Raw genomic sequence first — 23,736 nt, 5'->3', positions numbered from 1 at the left:
CGCAAAGGGCGATAGACAGGCAAGCATGACGACCGCGACGCCCTCCCATACCCCCCAGGCCCCCCTCCGTATCGGAACAAGGGGCAGCCCGCTCGCCCTGGCTCAGGCGCATGAGACGCGCGACCGGCTGGGGGCGGCGCACCCGCACCTGGCGGCGCCCGGCGCCATCGAGATCGTCGTCATCAAGACGACGGGCGACCGCATCCTGGACCGCACCCTGGCGGAGGCCGGCGGCAAGGGCCTGTTCACCAAGGAGATCGAGGACGCCCTCCTGGCGGGGGAGATCGACCTGGCCGTCCATTCCATGAAGGACGTGCCCACCGTGTTGCCGCAGGGGCTGGACATCACCTGCCTGCTGCCGCGTGAGGACCCGCGCGACGCCTGGTTCAGCCGCGACGGCGCCACCCTCCTGGAACTGCCGGCCGGCGCCGTCGTCGGCACCGCCAGCCTGCGGCGCCAGGCGCAGGTGCTGGCCCGCCGCCCGGACCTGACCGTGGTGCCCCTGCGCGGCAATGTGCAAACCCGCCTGCGCAAGCTGTCGGAGGGGGAGGTGGACGCCACCCTGCTGGCCATGGCCGGCCTGCGCCGCCTGAACCTGGCGGGACACGCGACCGCGGTGCTGGAGGCGGACATCATGCTGCCCGCCGTGGCCCAGGGCGCCATCGGCATTGAGACGCGCATCGCCGACGCCGTGACCAACGGCCTGCTGGCCCCCCTGAACTGTGCTGAAACCGCCCTGCGCGTGACGGCGGAGCGCGGCGTGCTGTCCGCCCTGGACGGGTCCTGCCGCACCCCCATCGCCGCGCTGGCCCGCATGCTGGGGGAGGGGGTGATGGAACTGGACGCCATGGCCCTCAGCCCGGACGGCCGCACCATCGTCACCACCAGCCGCCGCTTCCTCGAGGCCGAGGCGCTGGCCGCCGGCCTGGATGCGGGGGCGGAGTTGAAGGGGCGGCTGCCGCCTGGCATCTTCACCGTCTCCTGACCACGACAGCGGACGGCACCCATGGCCACCGTCCTGATCACCCGTCCCCAGCCCGAGGCCGAGCGCACCGCGGCGGCCGTGGCGGCGCTGGGCCATCAGGTTCTGGTCGATCCGCTGCTGGCGGTGGACTGGCTGGATGAGGTCCTGCCGCCGGCGGAGGCGGTGCGCGCCGTGCTGATCACCAGCGCCAACGGTGTGCGCGCCTTGGCCCGCCTGGACGCGCCCCGTACGTGGCCGCTGTACGCCGTGGGCGATCGCACCGCCGACGTGGCGCGGGGTCTGGGTTTCACCACCGTGCGCTCCGCCGCCGGCGATGCCGATGCCCTGGTGCGCTTGGTGGCGGACGCGGTGGCGGTGGGCGAAGGCCTGCTGCTGCACGCGGCCGGTGCCGATGTGGCGGGCGACCCGGCCGGCGATTTGGCGGCCAAGGGCTATGCCACGCGACGCCTGGCCCTTTACCGCACCGTGGCCGCCGACGCCCTGTTGCCGGAGGTGCGCGATGCCCTGGCGGCGGGGGCGATCACCCATGTGCTGCTTTTTTCTCCCCGGTCGGCGCGTACGTTTGTTAACCTTGCGGTACAGGGCGGCGCCGATCTGGCCGCCGTTTCAGCCCTGTGCCTCAGCCCGGCGGTGGCGGGCGCCCTGGAGGGGGATGATCACGACGGGGTGCATCCCTTCCGCTCTGGGGGGGGCCGCCCCAGGGGGTTCCGCCAGGTGGCCGTGGCCGCCCATCCCAACCAGGCGGCCTTGCTCGACCTGCTGGGGCGTGGGCCCGGGGCCTGACAGGCCGCCGGCAGCGTACGCTTTGAAGGATGAAAGGATCGCCGTATGAGCGGTGAAGGTTCGGACGCGACGTCCCCCCAAACCGGCCTGGTGCCTGCTGGCCTGGGCCAGGCAGGCGCCAACCCGCAGGTGGACGCCATCGTCGAACGGTTCGGTGGCATCCGTCCCATGGCGGCCAAGCTGGGCATCCCGGTGACCACGGTCCAGGGCTGGAAGAAGCGCGGGCACATCCCGCCCAACCGCCGCGCCGACCTGGAGGCGGCGGCCACGCGCCTGGGCATTCCCCTGACCACGTCCGAACTGGACGCGGTGATGGGGGCGCCCGAGGTTCCCGCCGCGCCGGCCGCCCCCGCCGTCATCGCCCTGCCCAGCGCTGTTGAACCCCAAGCGGACGAGCGGCCGCCGGTGGCCCCCTCCCTTCCGGAGGCGCCAAAGCCGCAACCGGATAGGCCGGAACCGCCCAGGCTGGAAGCCTTCCGGGCGGAGCGGACGGGTGTCGAACCGCCGAAGGCCGACCCATCCGCCGGCTCATCGCCCCCGCCGCACCGGATGGAGACGCCCCGGACGGAGACACCGCGCATGGAGATCCCCAAGGCCGACGCCGTCCGCCGCGATCCGCCCCGCCCCATCGCCCCACCGCCGCGCCGCGGCGGCGGCGCCGTGTCGGCCCTGGCGCTGCTGCTGTCCCTGGGGGCGCTGGGGGCCGGCGGCTGGTCGTTGTACCGGTCCGGCAGCCTTGATCCCTGGCTGATCCGGGCCGGACTGGCGCCCGGATCGTCCGCGTCGACCGCCGTGCCCGTGCCGTCAGCGGAGCAGGCGGGGGTGGAGGCGACGCTGGCCGAGATGGCCCGTCGCCTGGGTGCCGCCGCCCAGCACCAGCAGGCGCTGGAGCAGGAGGTGGCCGACCTCAAGGCCAAGCTGGCCGCGGCACCGGTTTCCCCGCAGGCACCCGCCGCCGATGGCGCGTCCGTCCCGGCGGCGCCTGACCCCGCTCTCGCCGCACGGCTGGAGCAGATGACCGACCAGTTCAACCGCCTGACGGAACGCCAGCGCGCGCTGGAGCAGGCGCTGGCCCAGTCGGCGCAGCAGCGGGAAGAGCTGTCCGGCCGCCTGGCCGCCCAGACCGCCGCCGCCGGCCGTGGGCAGGCTTTGCTGGTGGCCACCAACCAGTTGCAGGCGGCCCTGCTCTCCGGCAGGCCCTATGGCGTGGAGCTGTCGGCGGTGCGCGGCCTGGCGCCCGAGGATGATGGTTTGCGCCAGGCGCTGGATCGGCTGGCCCAAAGCCAGGCCACCGGCTTGGCCGGCCCCGTCGCCCTGCGTGAAGGATTCGACCGCGCCGCCACCGCCGCCCAGCGCGCCGCCCAGGTGCCGGAGGGGGCGGACTGGCTGGAAACCCTCTGGGGCCGGCTCAAGGCCCTGGTTACCATCCGCCGCAAGGATGGCCGTTTAGAGGGCAACGCCCCCGACGCCGTCGTGTCGCGCGCCGGCGCCGCCCTGGACCGGGGCGATATCGGCACAGCGGTGGCGGAGATGTCGGCCCTGTCCGGTCCACCGGCCGCAGCACCCGAGGTCCAGGCCTGGCTGCGGGACGCGCAGGCGCGGCTGAGCGCGGATGAGGCCATGGCCCGGCTGTCGCGCCGCGCGGTCAGCGATGTGCAGGCGGGCCTGCCGGCCCCCAAGGCCAAGCCGGTCGAAAGCGCGCCCGCCGAGCCGTCGCCCACCTCATCCGAGTCCGGCAAGGGCGAGATGCCTCAGCCGGAGCAGCCGAAGCCGCCCGAGGATGTAACCCAGCCCTCTGCGCCGCCGCAGCCCGGTGAAGGGGCCGGTGAAGGGGGCCACCCATGACGCGGACCCTCTGGTTCCTGCTGCGCCTTGGCCTGGTGGTCGCCCTGGCGGTCTGGGTGGCGCAGCGGCCCGGCACCCTGCGCCTGGATTGGCAGGGATATATCGTCCAGACGCAGGTGGGGGTGGTGGCCGCGGCGCTGCTGGCCCTGGCGGTGGTGGCCTACGTCCTGGTCCGCCTGTTGCTGCTGCTGTGGCGCAGCCCCCGGCGCTTCGGCGCCGGACGGCGCACCAGCCGGCGGACGCGGGGCTACCAGGCGCTCAGCCGCGGCTTCCTGGCGGTGGCCAGCGGCGACGCCGCCACCGCCCGCCGCCTCGCGGCCAAGGCGAAGGCCCTGCTGAACGAACCGTCGCTGACCCTGCTTCTGTCGGCGCAGGCCGCGCAGTTGGCGGGGGATGAGGCGGCGGCGGCCGGCCACTATGCCGCCATGCGGGACCGGGGGGCCGCGCTGAAGCAGCCGGACATGGCCTTCGTCGGCCTGCGCGGCCTGGCCCTGCAGGCCCTGGCGGCGGGCAAGACCCGGCAGGCCCTGGAACTGGCCCAGGAGGCGCAGGCCCTGAAGCCCAAGGCGCGCTGGCCCCTGCTGACGCGGTTCGACCTGCAGGCCCGCGCCGGCGATTGGACGGCGGCGGCGACCACCTTGGACGCCCTGACATCCGCCAAGGCGCTGCCCCCGGAAACCCTGCGCCGTCATCGCGCTGCCCTGCTGGTCGAACGCAGCCGGGCGGCGGAGGCCGACGGCAACCAGGACCAAGCCCTGGCGCTGGCGCGCAAGGCGCATGATCTGGAGCCGGGGTCTGTGCCGGCCGCGGTCCAGGCGGCCCGCCTGCTGGCCGCCACCGGTTCGGCCCGCGCCGCCACCCGCGCCCTGGAACAGGCGTGGCGCGCCTCGCCCCATCCCGATTTGGCCGCCGCCTGGGGCGCGGCCGGGGAAAAGGCCGGCGCTCCCACCGACCCGCTGGCCCGCGTGAAGCGGCTGGAGGCCCTGGTGGATATCGATGAAACCGTGCCGGAGGCGCACGTCGCTCTGGCCGACGCGGCGGTCGAGGCCCGCCTGTGGGGCTTGGCGCGCGGTCATCTAACCCGGGCGTTGACCTTGCGTCCCAGCGCCCGTGTCTACCGCCGCCTGGCGGCCGTGGCGGTGGCGGAGCATGGGCAGGGACCGGAGGAGCGCGGCCATATGGCCCAGGCGGCCAAGGCCGCCGCCGACCCGGCCTGGGTGTGCCAGTCCTGTGGTGGCGTGAACCCGGCCTGGGGGGCGCTGTGCGCCCATTGCGGCGGGTTCGACACGCTGGCGTGGCGCGTTCCGGGCGGTGCCGCACAGGGGGCAGGGCCGGCCGAGACGCTGGGCTTCCTGCCGCCACCGGAGCCGGCGGTGGACGAGGGTGCCGGTGGGGCGCCCCGCCTCGGCGGGCGCTTGCCGTCCTTCACGCTCGCCAGTCTCAGGCCCGGCCGCCGGTTATGATTCCGCTGCCCTTCGCCCCGCCCCGGGCGGAATCGCTGCTGTTGCTGGCGTTGGCCCTGGCGCTGAACGCCTTCATCGCCGGCTTTCCCGCCGTGGACCGCTGGCTGATGACGCCGCAGGGGCAGCTGGCCCAGGCGGTGCGCTGGGCGGACAAGCGCCTGAACCGCATCGAGCGTCTGGACAGCGTGCGCCTGGCGCGGGGCGCCCTGCTGGTGCTGGTGCTGACGGGGGGCGTGGGGCTGGCGGCCCTGGTGCTGACCATCGCCGCCGTCCATCTGCGCGTGGCGTGGCTGCTGTCGCTGCTGCTGGTGACCCGGGCGCTGGTCTTCGGGCGTCTGCTGGTGACGATGCGTACCCTGCTGGCGGCGGCGCCGGCGGCGGATGAAGACGCGTTGCGCCAGGTGGTGGCCCCCCTGACGCACAAGCCCGTCTGGTCCATGGACCGGCACGCCGTGCTGCGGGCGGGCATGGAGGCGCTGGTGGGTCAGGCCAGCCGGGGCCTGGTGGCGCCGCTGTTCTGGTTCGCGCTGTTCGACCTGCCGGGCCTGATGATGTGGGTGACGGTGGAAACGGTGGCGGCGACGGTGGGCCACACCTCCGCCCGCTATGCCGCCTTCGGCCGGCCGGCGCGCCGCGCCTTGGGGGTGATGGACTGGGTGCCCGCCCGCCTGACCGTGCTGTTCCTGGCGGCGGGCTGCCTGATCGTGCCGGGCAGTCGCCCGGCCCTGGCGCTGGCCGCCCTGCGCACCCATCATGTCCAGGGCACGGCGGCCCTGCCGCTCCACGCCGTGGCGCGCGCCTTGAACCTGGCGCTGGCCGGCCCCCGCAAGGAGGGCGAGGTGGTGGTCTATGAAGACTGGCTGGGCACCGGCCGCGCCCGTGTCGACACCAGCGACCTGCGCGCCGTCGTCGCCCTCACCAGCGCCGCCAGCCTGATGGCCGTGTGCATCGCGCTGCTGGCGCTGGTGTGGGCTTAGAGTCGGTGTTCCTCAGGCGCCGGCGGGGCATCCGCCCCTTGGCTATCCTCGATTACCAGTCCGCCTTCGGTTCCCCGTAAATCTCCGGCGGACGCGGTCGCGTCCTCGTCGCTGCGCTCCGTAGAGCGGATCGCCCGGCGACGAAGGGCCGCCTGAGGGAACGCTTTACTGGCTTAAAACACTCGCCAGGGCCTGGGCTTCCGGCCGGAAGAAGGCGCGGTCCAGCAGGATTTGCTCGGGCGTGGTCCGTTGGCCGTAGAAGATGTCGTTCCATTCCTTGCGCGGGGTTATGACCGAGCCGTCGACGGCCAGGCCGCCGAACAGGCCGCTGGTCTTGGCATAGACGTACATGTCGGCGTCCATGCCCACGCCATAGCCGGCGCCCACCTGGGTGCCCAGTTCGCCGACCGCCACCTTGGCGTCGGCGCCCAGCTTCACGCTGCGGTCCATGACGGCGTTCAGGCCCTTGTCGGTCATGATGACCAGCATCATCTGCGCCTGCTGGCCGCCGAACTGCAGGCCGAAGCTGGCCTCCGCCATGGTGTAGAAGGCCGGGCCGCTCCACGACCCGTCGCTGCCGCGCGCCACCAGCACGCCGGTGCCGCCGCCGCCGCCCAGGAAGAAACCGGCCTGGATGACGTTGGGCAGGATCAGCACGCCCTTGGCCCGGCCCAGCAGGCTTTTCAACGGGGCGTACTGCGGGTCGCCCAGCAGGGTCATGGCGGTCAGGCGCGCGCGCTCCACCATCAACTGCGCCTCCGTCACCTCCGCCCGCGCCGGCATCGCGGTTCCCAGCGCCAGCGCGAAACCCGCCGCCGCACCCGCCAACACCTGCCGCCGTTCGATCATCGTCCTCATCCTCTTTGGTCGCGGTTCAGCGGGGCTGAACCAGCTTTTGACGTTGTTGGCAGAATTCCTACCATATCTGGGTGCTGTCGCCCATGGGTCAGGGCAACGCCGCACCATGGGCCTCACCCTAAAGGGTAACTAAGGCGGCCGTGCGGCAAGCCTAAGGGATGCGGTTCACCCAGCCTACGGCCCAGACGGGGCCATCCGGGCTGGGGATACGGTCCAGGCGGGTCAGGGACAGGGGGGCGATGTCCAGGGACAGCGCCGCGGCCGGGGACAGCGACAGCGCCTGGGCCACCGCGGCGCGGATAGGCCCGGCATGGCTGACGCAGACGATGTCGCGGTCGCCCACCTCCCGCCTGCTCCAGTCCTCCACCGCCTCGGCAACTCGGCGGCACAGCGCGGCGAAGCTCTCGCCCCCCGGTGGGGCGGTGCCGGCGGGGTCGGCCCAGAAGGGGGCCAGGTGCGGGTCGCCCGCGTCCTCCAGCCCAGCGTAGCTATGCCCCTGCCAGGCGCCGAAATGCTGTTCCATCAGGCGGGGGTCGGTCTCCGCCTCCGCCGGAGCGGCGGGCACCAGGGCGGCCAGGCGCGCCGCCGTCTCCCGCGTGCGCGACAGCGGGCTGGCCAGCCACAGCGCGCGGGTGGGCAGGCGCGCGGCGGTCAGCTGGGCGCTGGACCCCGGCCAGGGGGTGGCCAGCGGCACGTCCGCCTGGCCGGCGATCTGGTGCGGCTGGTCCAGCGGCGCGTGGCGCACCCACCACCACCGCACGGTTCCGGCTGATGGACGACTCATGGCAGGGGCACGGCGCCGCCCAGCGCGCCGGTCACGGCCACCAGGAACAGGATTTCCGCCACCTGCTGCGCCGCGCCCAGCACGTCGCCAGTGATGCCGCCCACCTGGCGGCGCGCCAGTTGGGCCACGACCAGGACGCCGCCGGCCGCCACGGCCAGGACGGCCAGGCGGGTCATGCCCCCGTCCATGGGCAGCTTGCCCAGGGTGGTGGCGGCCAGGACGAAGCCGGCCAGCAGGGCCGCCAGGGCGCGGGCGCTGTTGGGTTTGCCCACGCCGGCGCTGTGGCCCACCAGCCGCGCCTCGGGCAGCAGCAGCTTCATGCCCGGCAGGAAGGCGCGGGAATAGGCATGCGCCCCGATCAGGGCCACGGCCACATGGTGCGGGCTGGCGATGGCCGCCAGGGCCAGCGTGCGCGCGGCCACGCTCAGCACCAAGGCGGCGGCGCCATAGGTGCCCACCCGGCTGTCCTTCATGATGGTCAGCTTGGCCTCGCGGTCACGGCCGCCGCCGAAGCCGTCGGCCACGTCGGCCAGACCGTCCTCATGCAGCGCGCCGGTCAGGCCCATCAGGGCGCCCACGGTCAGCAGCGCCGCCAGCAGGGGCGGGACGTTGACGCTGCTCAGGCCCCAATAGACCAGGCCGCCCACGGCGCCGATCAGCGTGCCGACGATGGGGAACCAGGTCAGCGCCCGGGAATCCAGGTCTTGCGGCCAGGCACCGCGCCAATGGATGGGCAACCGCGTCAAAAAGATCACGGCGGCTATGAATTCGGCGAAGACACCGCCCAGGCGCGGCCCCGTTGCATCAGTCATGGTTCCGGTATACGGGAAGTCCCGTCCGCCCGCCAGCGCCAGTCCGGCGCCTGATCGCGGGTCCCATTATCGGGCCGGAGCATCATGAGCGACATCCCCTCCTTCGACGAATTCCGCCGCGTCCTGGCCGACCTGCCGGGCCCGGATCTGGAGGCCGCCACCACCGTCATGCAGCGCGAGGTGCAGTTGACCAAGCCGCGCGGCGCGCTGGGCCGGCTGGAAAGCCTGACGGAATGGCTGGCCACCTGGCAGGGCCGCACGCCCCCCGGGTGCAGCATCCGCGCGTGGCGGTGTTCGCCGGCAACCATGGCGTGGCGGCCCTGGGCGTGTCGGCCTATCCGTCGGCGGTGACGGCGCAGATGGTGCACAACTTCACCCAGGGCGGCGCCGCCGTGAACCAGCTGTGTGGTCAGGCCGACGCCGACCTGCGTGTCTATGAGCTGGACCTGGACAACCCCACCGCCGACTTCACCCACGGCCCCGCCATGAGCGAGGAGGCCTGCGCCCGCGCCATGGCCTACGGCATGATGGCGGTGGAGACGGGAATCGACGTGCTGTGCCTGGGGGAGATGGGCATCGGCAATTCCACGTCCGCCGCCGCCTTGTGCCTGGCCCTGTTCGGCGGTACGGCTGAGGATTGGGTGGGCCCTGGCACCGGCCTGGATGCCGAGGGCGTGGCGCGCAAGGCCGCCGTGGTCGCGGCCGGCGTCCAGGCCAACGCCGACCTGCTGGCCGATCCCTTCCATGTCCTGCGGGCACTGGGCGGGTATGAGCTGGCGGCCATCGTCGGCGCCATCATGGCGGCCCGCATGGCCCGCACGCCCGTGGTGCTGGACGGTTACGCCTGCACCGCCGCCGCCGCCGTGCTGTTCAAGCTGGACCCCCGCGCCCTGGACCATTGCATCGTCGGCCACCTGTCGGCCGAGCCGGCCCACCGCCGCCTGCTGGACGCTATCGGCCAGGAGCCGCTGCTGACCCTGGGCATGCGCCTGGGCGAAGGCTCCGGCGCCGCCCTGGCGCTGCCCCTGCTGCAGGCCGCCGTCGCCTGCCACACCGGCATGGCCACCTTCGCCGATGCCGGCGTGTCCACGCGGGGTGGCGAGAACCACGCTAAGCATTAAGGCACTGACGCCCCTGGGCCGGCCCGACGCCGGTCCAGGTCCAGGGCAGGCACTATCGCGCGACTTAGAAGGGCGAGCCGGGAATGGGCAGCACGAAGCCGCCCAGCAAGGGCAGCACGATGATCTTGGTGCCGTAGGGGGAGGTCGATGACCCACCCGTGGTGGCCACGGCGGTGCGGTTGCCGGCGGCGCCGTAGGTGTAGGTGGTGATGGCGCCGCCGGGCCCGGTCACCTTGGTCAACCGGCCCAGGTTGTCGTACTCGTACTGGGTGTTGCCGGCCGATTGACCAGCGCGTCGCCGGCGACCACGCTGGGCTACGACGCGGCCGGCCGCTTGGCCCAGGTCAGCCAGTCATCGACGACCAATTTCCTATACTTCGGCAATCGCCTGCTGGCGGAGTATGACGGCGCCGGCAACGTGCAGCGCCGCTATGTGCCGGGCGCCGCGACAGACGAGACGATCGTGTGGTACGAGGGGTCGGGAACCGGCGACCGCCGCTGGCTGATGCCGGATGAGCGCGGGTCCATTGTCGCCGTCACCAACGACAGCGGCTCCGTGCTGACCATCAACACTTATGACGAGTATGGCCGGCCGGGCGCCAACAACAAGGGCCGCTTCCAGTACACGGGTCAGATCTGGCTGTCGGAGATCGGCGCGTATCACTTCAAGGCGCGCGTCTACATCCCCAGCCTGGGCAAGTTCGCGCAGGCCGACCCCAGCGGCTACAGCGCCGGCATGAACCTCTATGCCTATGCGGGCGGGGATCCGATCAACATGACGGACCCAACGGGCCTCAGCTGCGTGACCGGCGTCAAGACCACTGCGGACCAGAACGGAAACCTTCTCTCAATGGAAATTGTCATCACGGATAATTGCGGGCCATCGGTCCCGCATGTGACGCCAACTGATCCGACTTATTACCAACCCGCGCCGATCCAGTACAATCCCCCACCTGTCACCCTTGGCCTCGGTGGAGGAGTTGCCGGGAATTCGTCGCCACAAAGTCCGCAGCAGCCCAAGCAAACCGATAAGATACCGACGCAATGTATGTTGGACGATGGCACGATTGTGCCGTACCAAGATAATGGAGACGGTACTGGAACAATATCTGGTGGCGGAGAATCCGGCGGGGACTCGGGTACCGGCGTTGCAGTTGGCCAATCCGTAACCGAGACAGCGATGCCTACTGCGGGTAAAGTCGGGGGGATCGCTGGAGGTGGTATTAGTGGGCCAGTAACCTCTCCTGCATCTATCACTTTACGTGGGATGACTGGTAACGCGCGGTTTAGGCCGCTGGGTGCTATTACTGGAACTACGAGCATCGGTGGTTCTATTGGAAGAGCATTGCCCTTCCTGGGGACAGCACTTTCGGCTCTAAGTTTCTTCGGTACGCTGAATGCGATACAGCACGCACCTACTTGCCGGCCGATTGCGTAAGAGGATTTTTTGTAATGGCCAATGTGGAAAGTAAAGATTTGGAAGGTATTGTTCTAAAGATTGCTGCTCGTCGGCAGCCAATTGGAGGATCAACACGCCTTTATCATGATCTCCGTATATCGGGGGATGATGCATTCGAACTCATTGATAAGATTGGGAAGGATTTTGGAACAAAATTTGAGGGATTCAAATGGGATACATACTTCCCAAATGAGTCGGAGGCCCTATTTGCCCACATATGGAGAATATTCGGCGGTGGTAAGAAATTTAAGCCTCTAACCTTCGATCATCTGCTGAATGTCGTCCGAACCGGTTACTGGTTTGAGCCGCCGGCTTGAAAAATGGCAGCGACTGAATAACCATTCACGAATTAGCCATGCTCGGCATCTAAAGAGAAATCTCCTCACTGAATCAAAGCCCTAGTCGGCATTCGTTGAAACTTCGTGCATAGGTGATGCACAGGTGTAATCCGAAATCCTGTCATTTTTGACGCTTCGGAGCGGGGTGGCGGCCCATTTAGGGGACTGTCAGGAATTTAGCTTCGCTGGCCTTCGGCTCGTGCTCGGCGGGGTCGGTTTCGCATTCAGGCGCTCATCGCCCTTGAGAACCGCTCGCCGAACATGACAGCCATCTGGGCCTTCGCCGCCGTCCATTCGCGCGGTGGCATTTTCCAATCTTTCTCCGCCCGGTTCAAGACCAGGAACAGCAGCTTCAGGGCCGCCTCGTCATTGGGGAAGTGCCCCCTGGCGCGGACCGCCCGGCGCAGCTTGGAGTTCAGGGCCTCAATGGCATTGGTGGTGTAAAGGATCCGCCGGACCTCGCGCGGGAAGGCGAAGAAGGGAATGACCTCCTGCCACGCCCGGCGCCAGGCCTTGCCGATTGCGGCGTGTTTTTCGCCCCAGGGGCCGACCTCGAAGGCGGTCAACGCGGCCTCGGCCGCCTTGTCGTCCACGGCGTCGTAAATTGTCTTCAGGGCACCGGCGATGGCCTTGCGATCCTTCCAGGAAGCGAACTCCATGCTGTGGCGCAGCAGGTGGACGATACAAGTCTGCACGATGGTTTCGGGATAGGCCGCGGCGATCGCTTCGGGGAAACCTTTCAGGCCATCGACCACGGCCAGCAGGATGTCTTCAACGCCCCGGTTCTTCAGTTCGTTCAGGACCCGTAGCCAGAACTTGGCGCCTTCGTTCTGCTCGATCCAAAGGCCCAGGACCTCCTTGCTGCCGTCGGCCCGCACGCCGATGGCAACGTGGATGGCCTTGTTGCGCACCAGGCTCTCATCCCGGATCTTCACCCGGATGGCGTCCAGGAACACCAGGGGATAGATCGCCTCCAGCGGCCGGTTCTGCCAAGCCGTCACTTCCTCGATCACTGCGTCCGTCACCGTCGACCCGAAGGGCAGCGCGGAGCAGCAAGATCAGGTCGGCCGACACCTCAATGCCGTAGAGTTCCCGCAGGTGCCCCGTGATCTCCCGCGTCGACATGCCCCGCGCGTACATCGAGATGATCTTCTCGTCGAAGCCCGGAAAGCGCCGCTGGTACTTGCCAATCAGTTGCGGATCGAATGTCGCCGTCCGGTCCCGGGGGATGGCCAGCTCAACCGGGCCACCATCCGTCAGCACCGTCTTGCGGCCATAGCCGTTGCGCCGGTTGCCGCTCTCGTCACCAACCAGGTGATGATCCAGTTCCGCGTTCAGCGCCCGCTCCGTCAGCGCCTTCTTCAACTGATCAAGCAGCCCGTTCTGCTCAAACGCCGTCTTGGCGTCCGCACCGGCCAGCAACTGGTCCAGGATCGCGGCGGGAATAACTGGCTCTTTGCGTCGGGCCATAGGGGGTCTCCTTCTTCCTCACTATGACCCCGCCGAGCACGAAATTCCTGACAGTCCCCGCCGCCGCGATCAACCTCAAGCGGCTGGCCACGGCCGTGCTCGTGTTTTGGGCGGCGCTGACCCGTGCCGCCGACGCCGTCACAACACACGAGCTGCGTTCACCTTATTCGCCCAGCGGCCCGCCTGAGCCTGAGAGGGGATATTCAACGGCCCCCGCGTCCACTTTATGCGCAACGTCCTGGCCCACGCCGGCAAGAACGGCCGGCGCGTCGTCGCCGCCTTCATCGCCACAGCGTTCGCCCAGAACGACGCCGCGGCGGCCAGGGCCCAGTGGCGCCAGGTGGCCGATCAACTCCGCCCCAAGGTGGCCAAACTCGCGGCGCTGCTGGACGAGGCCGAGGACGATGTGCTGGCCTACATGACATTCCCCAAGGAGCATCGGGCCAAGATCCACAGCACAAATCCCATCGAACGTCTCAACGGCGAGATCAAGCGCCGCACCGAGGTCGTCGGAATATTCCCAAACGAGGCCGCCATCACCCGCCTCGTCGGCGCCATCCTATTGGAACAGAACGATGAATGGGCCGTCCAACGCGCCCGCTACATGACCCTTGAGACCATCGCCCCACTCGGCGATGATCCCGCCATCATGCTGATGCCCACCGTGGCCGCATGACAAACCCGGCCAGGCAAGCCGGAGAACGCGATGAACAAGCGCTTGCTACACCACGCTGCGGGACACGATCCTGGCAATCAGTATTTTATAGATAGAATTGGACCCTCCATAAGAGGGGCGGGCACTATTGATAAATTCTTTTCTGGCCTAAAAAATGAAGGTCACAATACCGTTAGTCCAAACTACTTTAGTGTCAATCATAAAGTTGGCATGCTCTACAACAGAATCTTGAACATTAGAAAGTGGGCGGGAAAATGCGGTGTATCGCTTTCGTACTAACATCTATTCTGGGAATGACAGCAGTCACAGGTTGTTCTGCGATGGGTGGCGACGCGACTGCTTCTGCCGATAAAGGAAATCAGATATATCAAAACAATAATTATGGTTTTGCTATATCCATAAATAGCCGCGGGCTTTTGCAATCCACTGCGCCCAACCCTAATCATGGATTTAGGATTAACATAACTGACAAAATAATCCTTTGGGCTGACGCATCTTACACAGAAAGACTGTCAAGCGATGATGAGGCTGATGCTCAGAGTGACGGTTGTGTAACAAAAAAAGAGAAAAATATTACCTTGATGGAGAGTTGGGTGTGTTGGTTGATCTATCCTGCCCGGCGGCCTATGGCGACCTGCCGTATAATGAGAGGGCAGTTATTGTTGTCAAAAAAACAAAAGGAAGATCTCCTGTAATTTATCAGGTCGCTGTTAGGGCTGAAGATTCCAGTATTTCAGCCGACGCTGAAAAAATATTTGACGAAATTGCGGCTGGTTTTTCGTTCTTGAGATGAAATCGATTGGCATGGCGTGTAATTATGGCCCCTTTCCTTAGGGTCTGGCTCGGAATCGGATGGATAGTTTTATGCTTTTGCCAACCTGCTGCTGAACAGCTGGATGCTTGTAGCGAAGATCCAAGCGGTTGCGGTGTCAGTTCCTCCGTTCGAAGTCCTTGGCGAGACGGTGATTATGGCCCAATCAAGCGAAAGCCCGTTCCACCACCCATCGCCTGTGCAGGACGACGAAGCCTTGGGCGGTGTCGGATCGCTTGTTCATCTCCATGGGCCATTCGCCGATGGTGGCCAAAGCGGTTTCCAATGTGTCGCCCGGGTAGCCCCATGGGCGGAGACACCACCCACCACGGGAACGCGGCGCGGATGGAAGCCGGCCCCGACGGAGCGCCATCCCGATCCTGGATGTCGGTGCAATGAACAACGGCACCGACCAATAAGCTATTAGCGTCTGTGATAATATGGCATTTGCGGTCTTAACCATCTTGCCCGCATCGGACCCATTCACGCCACCGACCTCCGTGGTCTTGGCCGACTAGCCGCGGCGCTGGGGCTGGCCTCGCGACCCACCGTTCGTCTGCCTATGAGCTGACCGCCTACACCCCAGATGAGATAAGGCCGTCTCACGGCCGGTGATACGTCAGCACCCACATGACGCCCACGGCCACCGCTACCAGGCAGGCCAGCATCCAGGTACGGATGGGGATGGCCACCTTTTCGCCGGGGCCCTTGTCCTTCTTGGGCTTGGCGGGGCGTTCCGAGCCCGCGACGACCGTGGGCTTGGGCCGGCCCGTGCCCTTGTAGGGGTCGTGCAGTTCCACCAGGCGCCAGTCGTAATTGGACAGCGCGTCCTCGCTCTCGAAATCCACCTGGATCAGGCGGACGTAGCCGCGCCCGTGGCTGCGCACCGCTTCGCTGAACTCCCGCTTGCCCGCCGACAGGCTGTCGACCAGGGCCAGGGTTTCCCACTTCTTGCCCTGGGGCTTCTGCACCGCGAATTTGCGCTGGCTGTCCAAGGAACTTTCTCCACCGGGTGGCATCCCGCCGTCATTATCAATGCCGTGCGCCCCGGGGCAAGGGCCTGCGCGGGTGCGACGCCTTGGCCCGATGCGCAATCGCTTGACGCCCGGCATGGTTGCCGCTGCTTAATCCAGGCGACCTTGAGCTCGGGGGACGGTCGGTACGATGACGCGGCAGGCGTGGACAGCAGGTGTGGGCGACAGCCCGGATGAGGCGCGGCCGGGGGGCGGGCGTTGGGCGGCGGCGCGCATCAACCTGCGCACCCTCAACACCATCCGCTGGATCGCCATCGCCGGCCAGACCATCACCCTGCTGACGGTGGAGGATTTGGTCGGCGTCGACATTCCGCTGCTGCCCGCCCTGGCGGTGACGGCGGTGTCGCTGCTGATCAACCTGTATGCCGTCGCGCGCCGGCGCCGCAGCCCCTTCCTGACCGAATGGGGCGCCGTCGCCTTCCTGGGCTACGACACCGTGCAGCTCACCGTGTTGCTCATGCTGACCGGCGGCCTGGAGAATCCCTTCGCCGTCCTGGTCCTGGCGCCGCTGATGGTGGGGGCCAGCATGCTGGCGCGCCGGCTGGTCACGGGCCTGACCGCGCTGACCACCGCCTGCCTCACCCTGCTGTGGGCGTTGGCCATGCCCCTGTCCTGGCCGGCCAGCAACGGCGTCACCCTGCCGCCCATCTATCTGGCCGGCATCTGGGCGGCGCTCACCCTGGCCGCCATTTTCATCGCGACCTACGTCTACAAGGTGGCGCAGTCCGGCCGCGACCTGTCCCAGGCCCTGATCGCCAGCCAGGTGTCGCTGGCCCGCGCCCAGAAGGCGTCGGCCCTGGGTGCCCTGGCGGCGGCGGCGGCCCATGAGCTGGGCAGCCCGCTGGGCACCATCGCGGTGGTGGCCAAGGAGCTGGCCCGCGACATGCCGCCCGACAGCCCGTGGCTGGAGGATATCCAACTGCTGCAAAGCCAGTCCGACCGCTGCCGCGTCATCCTGGCCGACCTGGCCCGCCGCCCGGACGCGGAGGGGGAGATGGAGCCCTATGCCCCCCTGGGGCCCGTGCAGGTCATCGAGGCGGTGGCCGCGCCGCACCGGCGGGCGGACGTGACCCTGGACATCACCGTCACCGGGGCTGAGGAGGGGGCGCCGTCCCCCCTGCCCTTGTCGCCGGAACTGCAGCACGGGCTGGGCAACATCATCCAGAACGCCATGCAGTTCGCCACCACCCGGGTGGACGTGACCCTGCATTGCGACCCCTCCGCCCTGGTGCTAACGGTCGCGGACGACGGCCCCGGCTTCCCGGTCAGCCTGCTGGAACGGTTGGGGGAGCCCTATGTCTCCGACCGGGATGAACGGCTGGAGCAGGTGCCCGTGCGCGTGGGCGGGGGCGGCACCATGGGGCTGGGCCTGTTCATCGCCCAGATCCTGCTGGAACGCACCGGCGCCATCGTCTCCTATGCCAACGGCCGGCCGGGCAGCACCCCCGTGGGGGCCGGCGCCCAGGTCACCGTGAACTGGAGCGGGCCGCAGCCGGGCGACTGAGCCGGGCGATTGAGATGAGCCGCAAGACCGGCGGCGGACGGTGCGAAGACAGGCCAAAGGGATGGGGAAGCGACGCGGGCGGGCGCCCTGCGTATTACCGCCCTTGGATGGCCACAATCGCGTGTCCATCTATTCCGGCATAACGGGGCGTCCTTTTGCCGCGTGTCGAAATCGCAGGCAATCCGTCCCCGGCGGCGTAAAAAGGTCATTCGTAGCTTTGCAACCGTCCACCAGCACGGCCGGAAAATAAGGGGTTTTCGAGAGATGAGCGTTGAGACCGGTGACGTGATCGATCCCATGCGCCTCGGCTTCACCGGGGACGCGTCGCGCAGCCTGTTGGTTGTGGACGATGACGCCCCCTTCCGCATCCGCCTGGCCCGCGCGCTGGAAAAGCGCGGCTTCGACGTGGTGGCGGTGGACAGCGTCGCGGTGGGGGTCGAGGTGGCGCAGGAGGCCGCCCCGCGCTACGCCGTGGTCGACCTGCGGCTGGCCGACGGCAGTGGCCTGGATGTGGTGAAGGCCCTGCGCGACGCCCGGCCCGAGGCGCGCATCGTCATGCTGACCGGCTACGGCAACATCGCCACCGCCGTCGCCGCCGTGAAGGCCGGCGCCGTGGACTACCTGCCCAAGCCGGCCGACGCCGACGCGGTTGAGGCGGCCCTGCTGACCGATGGCCCCCTGCCGCCGCCGCCGGAACACCCCATGTCCGCCGACCGCGTGCGCTGGGAACACATCCAGCGGGTGTTCGAGCAGTGCGACCGCAACGTCTCGGAAACCGCGCGCCGCCTGAAGATGCACCGCCGCACCCTGCAGCGCATCCTGAACAAGCACGCGCCCAGGACTTAAGTCTTTTTCCTCAAGCGCCAGCGGGGCCATCCGGCCCCTTGGCTATCCTCGCCTTTCGGTCCGCTGACGCTCCCCAAAAGGCTCCGGCGCCCGCAGTCGCGGGCTAGTCGCTGACGCTCCTCCGGCGCTGGGCGGTGCCAGCCTTGGCCCCGCCGCACCGCTTCTTCAAAAATCGCTGCAGCGGCCCTTGCGTTCCCAGTCGCCGTAGCGGGTGGGTTCAGGGCCGGTGGGGCCGCCGATCTCGCGCACGGGTTCGGGTTTCGCGGCCTCGGCCTTGACGGCTTCGGGGGCGGGCTCGGGCACCGACGCCGTGGGCACCACGTGGGTTTTGAAGACGGGGGCCTTGGGCTGGGGCAGGGGGGGCAGCTTGCTCATGGGGGTATAATTGGCCCCGGCGTCCACCGACGCCAAGGGCTTTTGCCAGGTGTCAGCCTTTCCTATCCAAATCCATGCCGGAAACGGGGGGCGGGTGGCCGAAAGGGGCCGGTGACAGCGGGCTTTTTCCAGGGTACACCCCGCCCCCATGAATACCGAAACGTTGGCCGCCCGCCGGGTGGTCCTGGATCTCCTGGAAAGCGTGCTGCGCCGCCGCGTGCCGCTGGATGACGCATTGGATCAGCACCGGGGATTGCCGGCGCTGGAGCCGCGCGACCGCGCCTTCGTCCGCCTGCTGACCGCCACCGTCATCCGCCGCCTGGGCCAGATCGACGCCGTGGTCCTGTCGCTGCTGGCCCGGCCGGACCTGCCCAAGGCCGGCGTGCTGGACATCCTGCGCGTTTCCGCCGCCCAATTGCTGTTCCTGGGCACCCCCGCCCACGCCGCCGTGGACACCGGCGTGGAACTGGCCGTGGCCAAGGGCCTGGCCGGCATGAAGGGCCTGATCAACGCCGTGCTGCGCCGCCTGGCGCGCGAGGGCGCCGACCTGCTGGCCGCCCAGGACGCCGGCCGCCTGAACACGCCGGACTGGCTGTGGCTGTCCTGGCGCCAGCATTACGGCACCGGCCACACCCGCGCCATCGTCGACGCCCATCTGGTCGAGGCGCCGCTGGACATCTCGGTGAAGGGCGACCCGCACGCCTGGGCGGAACGGCTGGAGGCGACGGTGCTGCCCACCGGCACCCTGCGCCGCGCCACCGGCGGATCGGTCACCGAGCTGCCGGGCTTCAATGAGGGCGCCTGGTGGGTGCAGGATGCCGCCGCCGCGCTGCCCGCCCGCCTGCTGGGCGACGTCGCCGGCCTGACCGTCATCGACCTGTGCGCGGCCCCGGGCGGCAAGACCGCCCAATTGGCCGCCGCCGGCGCCAAGGTCACGGCGGTCGACCGCTCCGCCCCCCGGCTGGACCGGCTGTCGCGCAACATGGAACGCCTGGGCCTGTCGGTCGCCACGGCGGTGGCCGACGCCACCAAGTGGCAGCCGGACGAAGCGGTGGACGCCGTGCTGCTGGACGCGCCGTGCAGCGCCACCGGCACCATCCGCCGCCACCCCGACGTGGCGCGCCTGAAGACACCGGAGGACGTGGGCCGCCTGTCGGGCGTGCAGCGCCGCCTGCTGGACCGCGCCATCGACATGGTGAAGCCCGGTGGCCTGGTGGTCTACTGCACCTGCTCCCTTCAGCCGGAGGAAGGCGAGGAGCAGTTGTCCAAGCTGCTGTCGCGCCGCCTGGACGTGATGGTGGAACCCGTCATCCCGGTCGACTTGGCGTACGATCCGCAGGCGGACGCCACCGCGCTCGCCCCGCTGGTGACCGACAGTGGCGACGTGCGCACCACGCCCGGCCACTGGGCCGAACTGGGCGGCCTCGACGGATTCTTCATGACCCGCCTGCGCCGCACCGCCTAGCGGTTGGCAAAACAGCCCTTAGTTGATAGGAACCATAGTCACCATGCAGCAGCCGGTACGCATCGCCCCCTCCATCCTGTCGGCCGACTTCGCCAACCTGGGCGCGGAGGTTCGGGCCGTGGACGCTGCCGGCGCCGACTATATCCACATCGACGTCATGGACGGGCATTTCGTGCCCAACCTGACCATCGGCCCCATGGTGGTGCAGGCCCTGCGACCGCACTCGGCCAAGGTGTTCGATGTGCACCTGATGATCAGCCCGGTGGACAATTTCGTCGCCGCCTTCGCCAAGGCCGGCGCCGACATCATCACCGTGCATCCCGAGGCTGGTGCCCACACCCACCGCACCCTGCAGTTGATCCGCAGCCTGGGCAAGAAGGCGGGCGTGGCGCTGAACCCGGCGACGCCCATTTCGGTGCTGGACTACATCATGGACGACGTCGACATGATCCTGGTCATGTCGGTCAACCCCGGCTTCGGCGGCCAGTCCTTCATCAACAGCCAGAAGGACAAGATCCGGGCCATCCGCCAGCGCATCGACGCGGTGACCGCCGGCACCTCCCGTGTCATCGACCTGGAGGTCGACGGCGGCATCAACGCCGAGATGGCGCCCGTGGCCATCGCCGCCGGTGCCGACGTGCTGGTGGCCGGCACCGCTACCTTCCAGGGCGGCCCGGATGCCTACGCCGACAATATCCGCCGCCTGCGCGGCCCGCTGGTCTAAAGGGGTCGAACGGCGCATGGCCCGTGTCACTTCCGGCATGAGACGGTTCCGCGCCGGCCCCGGCGCGCTGGTCTACCGGACGCCGCTGTACGGCGTGCTGCTGAAAAGCCGCGCGCCCCAGGCGCTGGGCGTGGTGCCGGCCGATCCGTGGCCAGGCGACCCCCGCCTGGGTGAGGCGCTGCTGGCCGGCCGCTTCGCCTTCGCGGGGGAGGAGCGCCAGGCCGACCTGCCGCCCTGGCTGGACCTGTCCGCCGGGTCCGCCTGGCTGACCGCCCTGCACGGGTTCGACTGGCTGCGGCACCTGAAGGCCGTGGGCGGCGACGCCGCCCGGCGCCAGGCCCGCGTGCTGGTCACCAGCTGGCTGGACGGCTTCTCCTCCTGGCACGCCGTCGCCTGGGCGCCGGAGGTGACGGCCCAACGCATCGCCGCCTGGATCGGCGCCCACGATTTCTTCCTGGCCAGCGCCGACGACGGCCTGCGCGCCCGCGTCTTCGACAGCCTGGCCCGCCAGTTGCGCCACCTGGCCCGCCTGGTGCCCGGCCGCCTGCGCGGCGTCGACCTGATCCTGGGCATCAAGGGCATGATCTATGGCGGCCTGTGCCTGCCGGGCCGCGTGCGCACCGCCCAGCGGGCGCTGTGGCTGCTGAACCGCGAGCTGGCGCGCCAAGTCATGGCCGACGGCGGCCATGTGCAGCGCAGCCCATCGCTGCAATTGCAGGTGCTGCGCCACCTCATCGACATCCGGGGGGTGCTGCGCGCCGCCCGGGCCGACATGCCCGACGCCCTGCAGCACACCATCGACCGGCTGACCCCCACCCTGCGCTTCTTCCGCCATGGCGATGGCGGTCTCGCCCTGTTCAATGGCGGGTGCGCGGAAGACCCGGCCTTCATCGACACGGTGCTGAGCCAGGCGGACGCGCGCGGCCGGCCCCTGCGGTCCGCCCCCCATGTGGGGTTTGAACGCTTGGCGGCGGGCCGCACCTGTGTGCTGTTCGACGCCGGCGCGCCACCGCCCGCGGGCCTGGACGCCCGCGCCCACGCCGGCACCCTGTCGTTCGAAATGAGCGTGGGACGGGAACGGCTGATCGTCAATTGCGGTGGCCATCCCTCGGAAACTGGCGCGTGGCGCGGCGCGCTCGCCTCCACCGCCGCCCACTCCACCCTGGTGGTGGCGGACACCAACTCCGCCTCGGTGCGGGAGGATGGCGGCCTGGGCCGCCGTCCGCACCCCGTCGAGGCCAAGCGGCGGGAAACCGGTGGCGCCGTGCTGGTCGAGGCCGCGCACGATGGATACCGCGACGCCTTCGGCCTGATTCATCATCGCCGCCTGTACCTCGCCGAGAGCGGGGAGGACCTGCGGGGCGAGGACAGGCTTGAGGGCGGATCGGGCGGCCAGTCCTACACCCTGCGCTTCCACCTGCATCCCGGTGTCCATGCCAGCCTGTCCCAAGGCGGCGACGGCGTGCTGCTGCGCCTGCCGTCGGGCGCCGGCTGGCGCCTGCGCCTGTCGGGCGGCGAGGTGGGGCTGGAGGAAAGCGTCTACCTGGGCGACGGGCCCGAGCCGCGCGGCACTCTGCAGGTCACCGTGCGCGGCCAGACCGCCCCCGGCGGCGCCACCGTGAAGTGGGCGCTGCGCCGCGAGAAGAAGGCCGAGGGCGCCGACCCCTGATCCCTCCTGTCTAAGTTTTCCCTGAGCCCGGCGTTTGCCGGGCTTTCTCATTCCCAAATCCATCCAAGCCGGATTGCCATCATGACCAGCCCCGATCTCGTTCCCCTGCGCCGCGCCCTCATCTCCGTGTCCGACAAGACCGGCTTGATCGAGCTGGGCCAGGCCCTGGCCGCGCGCGGCGTGCATATCCTGTCCACCGGCGGTTCCGCCCAGCGCCTGGCCGAGGCCGGCGTGCCCGTGACCGAGGTGGGCGACCACACCGGTTTCCCCGAGATGATGGATGGCCGGGTGAAGACCCTGCACCCGCGCATCCATGGTGGCATCCTGGCCCGCCGCGATGACGAGGGGCATGTGGCGGCCATGAACGCCCATGACATCCCCGGCATCGACCTGGTGGTGGTGAACCTCTACCCCTTCGAGGCCACGGTGGCGAAGGGCGCGGATTTCGAGACCTGCATCGAGAACATCGACATCGGTGGCCCCAGCCTGATCCGGGGTGCGGCCAAGAACCACGACTTCGTGGCGGTGGTGACCGACCCGTCCGACTATGCCCCCCTGCTGGCGGAGCTGGCCGCCCATGACGGCCAGACCACGCTGGACCTGCGCCGCCGCCTGGCCGCCAAGGCCTATGCCCGCACCGGCGCCTATGACGCCGCCATCGGCGCCTGGTTCGCCAACCGCCTGGGCCAGACCTGGCCGGAGAGCGTGACCGTGTCCGGCACCCTGCGCCAGACCCTGCGCTATGGCGAGAACCCGCACCAGACGGCCGCCTTCTACGTGACGGGGGAGCGCCGCCCCGGCATCGCCACCGCCACCCAGCTGCAGGGCAAGGAGCTGTCCTACAACAACCTGAACGACACCGACGCGGCGTTCGAGCTGGTGGCCGAGTTCGACCGTCCGGCCATCGCCATCATCAAGCACGCCAACCCCTGCGGCGTGGCCGAGGGCGATGACCTGCCCAGCGCCTATGCCCGCGCGCTGGCCTGCGACCCCGTCTCCGCCTTCGGCGGCATCATCGCCGCCAACCGCACGCTCGATGCCGTGACGGCCGAGGCCATATCCCGGCTGTTCGCCGAGGTGGTGATCGCCCCCGACGCGGACGAGGCGGCCCGCGCCGTGCTGGCGTCCAAGAAGAACCTGCGCGTGCTGCTGACCGGCGACCTGCCCAACCCGGCCCAGGCCGGCACCCTGATCAAGACCGTGGCTGGCGGCTTCCTGGCGCAGAGCCGGGACGACGGCCGTGTCCTGCCGGCCAACCTGAAGGTGGTGACCAAGCGCGGCCCGACGCCGAAGGAACTGGCCGACCTGCTGTTCGCCTTCCGCGTGGGCAAGCACGTGAAGTCCAACGCCATCGTCTATGCCAAGGACCTGGCCACCGTGGGCATCGGCGCCGGCCAGATGAGCCGAGTCGACAGCAGCCGCATCGCCGCCATCAAGAGCCGTGAGGCGGCGGAGGCCGCGGGCCTGTCCGAGCCGGGCACCAAGGGCAGCGTCGTGGCGTCCGACGCCTTCTTCCCCTTCGCCGACGGGCTGATCGCCGCGGCGGAGGCCGGTGTCACCGCCGTCATCCAGCCCGGCGGCTCCATGCGTGACCAAGAGGTGATCGACGCGGCGGACGAGCGTGGCCTGGCCATGGTATTTACCGGGATGCGTCATTTCCGTCACTGACGGGCGTAGGAATGCCGGCGATGGTCCGTATCAAGGCATCGGCCATCGTCGGCTTTCCCCTTTTTCGCC

The 23,736-nt window shown here is 69.2% G+C and carries 20 protein-coding genes and 4 pseudogenes; 17 read left to right on the top strand and 7 right to left on the bottom strand.

Annotated features, from left to right (window positions below; genetic code table 11):
• Nucleotides 1-25 precede the first annotated feature (25 nt).
• Genes hemC through ULB03_RS04720 form a run of 5 tightly spaced genes read left to right on the top strand, consistent with a single transcriptional unit; the run spans nt 26 to nt 6,053 of the window.
• Nucleotides 26-985 (top strand): hydroxymethylbilane synthase, encoded by a 960-nt coding sequence (gene hemC, locus ULB03_RS04740; protein WP_322482119.1) that lies wholly within the window; start codon nt 26-28, stop codon nt 983-985.
• Nucleotides 986-1,006: 21 nt separating this feature from the next.
• Nucleotides 1,007-1,768, top strand: a complete 762-nt coding sequence (locus ULB03_RS04735; RefSeq protein ID WP_322482118.1) for a uroporphyrinogen-III synthase — start codon at nt 1,007-1,009, stop codon at nt 1,766-1,768.
• Between the two features lie 45 nt (nt 1,769-1,813).
• Nucleotides 1,814-3,613 carry a carph-isopro domain-containing protein gene (locus ULB03_RS04730; protein WP_322482117.1) on the top strand — a complete coding sequence of 600 codons (1,800 nt, stop codon included), beginning with the start codon at nt 1,814-1,816 and terminating at the stop codon, nt 3,611-3,613.
• Nucleotides 3,610-5,076, top strand: a complete 1,467-nt coding sequence (locus tag ULB03_RS04725; RefSeq protein ID WP_322482116.1) for a heme biosynthesis protein HemY — start codon at nt 3,610-3,612, stop codon at nt 5,074-5,076. Before ULB03_RS04730 ends, ULB03_RS04725 begins: the two co-directional genes overlap by 4 nt.
• Nucleotides 5,073-6,053 carry a cobalamin biosynthesis protein CobD/CbiB gene (locus ULB03_RS04720; protein WP_322482115.1) on the top strand — a complete coding sequence of 327 codons (981 nt, stop codon included), beginning with the start codon at nt 5,073-5,075 and terminating at the stop codon, nt 6,051-6,053. Before ULB03_RS04725 ends, ULB03_RS04720 begins: the two co-directional genes overlap by 4 nt.
• 165 nt (nt 6,054-6,218) lie before the next feature.
• On the opposite strand, the gene ULB03_RS04715 is transcribed toward ULB03_RS04720, so the two are convergent.
• The 3 genes from ULB03_RS04715 to cobS form a co-directional block, all read right to left on the bottom strand.
• A complete protein-coding gene (locus ULB03_RS04715; RefSeq protein ID WP_322482114.1) occupies nt 6,219-6,902 on the bottom strand; it encodes a lipid-binding SYLF domain-containing protein in 684 nt (227 codons plus the stop codon).
• A gap of 160 nt (nt 6,903-7,062) precedes the next feature.
• Complete coding sequence (locus tag ULB03_RS04710; protein WP_322482113.1) at nt 7,063-7,695, bottom strand: histidine phosphatase family protein; 633 nt, start codon at nt 7,693-7,695, stop codon at nt 7,063-7,065.
• Entirely contained in the window at nt 7,692-8,507 is an 816-nt protein-coding gene (gene cobS, locus ULB03_RS04705; protein WP_322482112.1) for an adenosylcobinamide-GDP ribazoletransferase, read from the bottom strand. Before cobS ends, ULB03_RS04710 begins: the two co-directional genes overlap by 4 nt.
• A gap of 84 nt (nt 8,508-8,591) precedes the next feature.
• On the opposite strand from cobS, the pseudogene ULB03_RS04700 reads away from it, so the two are divergent.
• Nucleotides 8,592-8,717 (top strand): annotated as a pseudogene (locus ULB03_RS04700) (nicotinate-nucleotide--dimethylbenzimidazole phosphoribosyltransferase); the annotation flags it as partial.
• Nucleotides 8,718-8,731: 14 nt separating this feature from the next.
• Nucleotides 8,732-9,628, top strand: a pseudogene (cobT, locus tag ULB03_RS04695) (nicotinate-nucleotide--dimethylbenzimidazole phosphoribosyltransferase); the annotation flags it as partial.
• Nucleotides 9,629-9,692: 64 nt separating this feature from the next.
• Here the strand turns inward: cobT and ULB03_RS04690 are convergent.
• Nucleotides 9,693-9,869, bottom strand: coding sequence for an RHS repeat domain-containing protein (locus ULB03_RS04690; protein WP_416211024.1), 177 nt, complete (start codon nt 9,867-9,869; stop codon nt 9,693-9,695).
• Nucleotides 9,870-9,911: 42 nt separating this feature from the next.
• Here ULB03_RS04690 and ULB03_RS04685 point away from each other — a divergent pair, with 42 nt between their 5' ends.
• Both ULB03_RS04685 and ULB03_RS04680 read left to right on the top strand, forming a co-directional pair.
• Nucleotides 9,912-11,066: an RHS repeat-associated core domain-containing protein gene (locus ULB03_RS04685; protein ID WP_322482111.1), complete on the top strand. Its 1,155-nt coding sequence runs from the start codon at nt 9,912-9,914 to the stop codon at nt 11,064-11,066.
• Nucleotides 11,067-11,080: 14 nt separating this feature from the next.
• Nucleotides 11,081-11,404, top strand: coding sequence for a DUF1493 family protein (locus ULB03_RS04680; protein ID WP_322482110.1), 324 nt, complete (start codon nt 11,081-11,083; stop codon nt 11,402-11,404).
• 245 nt (nt 11,405-11,649) lie between these two features.
• Here the strand turns inward: ULB03_RS04680 and ULB03_RS04675 are convergent.
• Nucleotides 11,650-12,895, bottom strand: a pseudogene (locus ULB03_RS04675) (IS256 family transposase).
• A gap of 214 nt (nt 12,896-13,109) precedes the next feature.
• Here ULB03_RS04675 and ULB03_RS04670 point away from each other — a divergent pair.
• Both ULB03_RS04670 and ULB03_RS04665 read left to right on the top strand, forming a co-directional pair.
• Nucleotides 13,110-13,571, top strand: a pseudogene (locus ULB03_RS04670) (transposase); the annotation flags it as partial.
• 595 nt (nt 13,572-14,166) lie between these two features.
• A complete protein-coding gene (locus ULB03_RS04665; protein WP_322482109.1) occupies nt 14,167-14,364 on the top strand; it encodes a hypothetical protein in 198 nt (65 codons plus the stop codon).
• A gap of 620 nt (nt 14,365-14,984) precedes the next feature.
• Here the strand turns inward: ULB03_RS04665 and ULB03_RS04660 are convergent.
• Nucleotides 14,985-15,377 (bottom strand): hypothetical protein, encoded by a 393-nt coding sequence (locus ULB03_RS04660; RefSeq protein WP_322482108.1) that lies wholly within the window; start codon nt 15,375-15,377, stop codon nt 14,985-14,987.
• Nucleotides 15,378-15,546: 169 nt separating this feature from the next.
• Here ULB03_RS04660 and ULB03_RS04655 point away from each other — a divergent pair, with 169 nt between their 5' ends.
• Together ULB03_RS04655 and ULB03_RS04650 are read left to right on the top strand one after the other, a co-directional pair.
• A complete protein-coding gene (locus tag ULB03_RS04655) occupies nt 15,547-16,920 on the top strand; it encodes an ActS/PrrB/RegB family redox-sensitive histidine kinase (protein WP_322482107.1) in 1,374 nt (457 codons plus the stop codon).
• 264 nt (nt 16,921-17,184) lie between these two features.
• Entirely contained in the window at nt 17,185-17,766 is a 582-nt protein-coding gene (locus ULB03_RS04650; RefSeq protein WP_338121715.1) for an ActR/PrrA/RegA family redox response regulator transcription factor, read from the top strand.
• A gap of 165 nt (nt 17,767-17,931) precedes the next feature.
• On the opposite strand, the gene ULB03_RS04645 is transcribed toward ULB03_RS04650, so the two are convergent.
• On the bottom strand, nt 17,932-18,141 hold the full coding sequence (locus ULB03_RS04645) for a DUF1674 domain-containing protein (protein ID WP_322482106.1): 210 nt from the start codon (nt 18,139-18,141) through the stop codon (nt 17,932-17,934).
• A 148-nt stretch (nt 18,142-18,289) separates the two neighbouring features.
• Here ULB03_RS04645 and ULB03_RS04640 point away from each other — a divergent pair, with 148 nt between their 5' ends.
• From ULB03_RS04640 to purH, 4 genes are all read left to right on the top strand, one after another.
• Complete coding sequence (locus ULB03_RS04640) at nt 18,290-19,606, top strand: RsmB/NOP family class I SAM-dependent RNA methyltransferase (protein WP_322482105.1); 1,317 nt, start codon at nt 18,290-18,292, stop codon at nt 19,604-19,606.
• 43 nt (nt 19,607-19,649) lie between these two features.
• Nucleotides 19,650-20,330 (top strand): ribulose-phosphate 3-epimerase, encoded by a 681-nt coding sequence (rpe, locus tag ULB03_RS04635; protein WP_145732724.1) that lies wholly within the window; start codon nt 19,650-19,652, stop codon nt 20,328-20,330.
• Between the two features lie 16 nt (nt 20,331-20,346).
• Nucleotides 20,347-21,999: a heparinase II/III family protein gene (locus ULB03_RS04630; RefSeq protein ID WP_322482104.1), complete on the top strand. Its 1,653-nt coding sequence runs from the start codon at nt 20,347-20,349 to the stop codon at nt 21,997-21,999.
• A gap of 81 nt (nt 22,000-22,080) precedes the next feature.
• The gene (gene purH, locus ULB03_RS04625) at nt 22,081-23,667 is read left to right on the top strand and encodes a bifunctional phosphoribosylaminoimidazolecarboxamide formyltransferase/IMP cyclohydrolase (protein WP_322482103.1); all 1,587 of its coding nucleotides are present in this window, start codon (nt 22,081-22,083) and stop codon (nt 23,665-23,667) included.
• Nucleotides 23,668-23,736 lie beyond the last annotated feature (69 nt).

The sequence above is a fragment of the Nitrospirillum goiasense genome (genome assembly GCF_034427435.1).
GTDB lineage: Bacteria > Pseudomonadota > Alphaproteobacteria > Azospirillales > Azospirillaceae > Nitrospirillum.
Note: the sequence above shows the minus strand (reverse complement) of the source record. Positions and strands in the feature narration are given on the sequence as shown.

What these genes read in the sequence shown, in the direction of transcription:
- ULB03_RS04680 (WP_322482110.1), top strand. Translation starts at nt 11,081, where the DNA reads ATGGCCAATGTGGAAAGTAAAGATTTGGAAGGTATTGTTCTAAAGATT.
- ULB03_RS04710 (WP_322482113.1), bottom strand. Translation starts at nt 7,695, where the DNA reads ATGAGTCGTCCATCAGCCGGAACCGTGCGGTGGTGGTGGGTGCGCCAC.
- purH (WP_322482103.1), top strand. Translation starts at nt 22,081, where the DNA reads ATGACCAGCCCCGATCTCGTTCCCCTGCGCCGCGCCCTCATCTCCGTG.
- ULB03_RS04730 (WP_322482117.1), top strand. Translation starts at nt 1,814, where the DNA reads ATGAGCGGTGAAGGTTCGGACGCGACGTCCCCCCAAACCGGCCTGGTG.
- cobS (WP_322482112.1), bottom strand. Translation starts at nt 8,507, where the DNA reads ATGACTGATGCAACGGGGCCGCGCCTGGGCGGTGTCTTCGCCGAATTC.
- ULB03_RS04650 (WP_338121715.1), top strand. Translation starts at nt 17,185, where the DNA reads ATGAGCGTTGAGACCGGTGACGTGATCGATCCCATGCGCCTCGGCTTC.
- hemC (WP_322482119.1), top strand. Translation starts at nt 26, where the DNA reads ATGACGACCGCGACGCCCTCCCATACCCCCCAGGCCCCCCTCCGTATC.
- ULB03_RS04645 (WP_322482106.1), bottom strand. Translation starts at nt 18,141, where the DNA reads ATGAGCAAGCTGCCCCCCCTGCCCCAGCCCAAGGCCCCCGTCTTCAAA.
- rpe (WP_145732724.1), top strand. Translation starts at nt 19,650, where the DNA reads ATGCAGCAGCCGGTACGCATCGCCCCCTCCATCCTGTCGGCCGACTTC.
- ULB03_RS04715 (WP_322482114.1), bottom strand. Translation starts at nt 6,902, where the DNA reads ATGATCGAACGGCGGCAGGTGTTGGCGGGTGCGGCGGCGGGTTTCGCG.
- ULB03_RS04735 (WP_322482118.1), top strand. Translation starts at nt 1,007, where the DNA reads ATGGCCACCGTCCTGATCACCCGTCCCCAGCCCGAGGCCGAGCGCACC.
- ULB03_RS04640 (WP_322482105.1), top strand. Translation starts at nt 18,290, where the DNA reads ATGAATACCGAAACGTTGGCCGCCCGCCGGGTGGTCCTGGATCTCCTG.
- ULB03_RS04725 (WP_322482116.1), top strand. Translation starts at nt 3,610, where the DNA reads ATGACGCGGACCCTCTGGTTCCTGCTGCGCCTTGGCCTGGTGGTCGCC.
- ULB03_RS04630 (WP_322482104.1), top strand. Translation starts at nt 20,347, where the DNA reads ATGGCCCGTGTCACTTCCGGCATGAGACGGTTCCGCGCCGGCCCCGGC.
- ULB03_RS04655 (WP_322482107.1), top strand. Translation starts at nt 15,547, where the DNA reads ATGACGCGGCAGGCGTGGACAGCAGGTGTGGGCGACAGCCCGGATGAG.
- ULB03_RS04720 (WP_322482115.1), top strand. Translation starts at nt 5,073, where the DNA reads ATGATTCCGCTGCCCTTCGCCCCGCCCCGGGCGGAATCGCTGCTGTTG.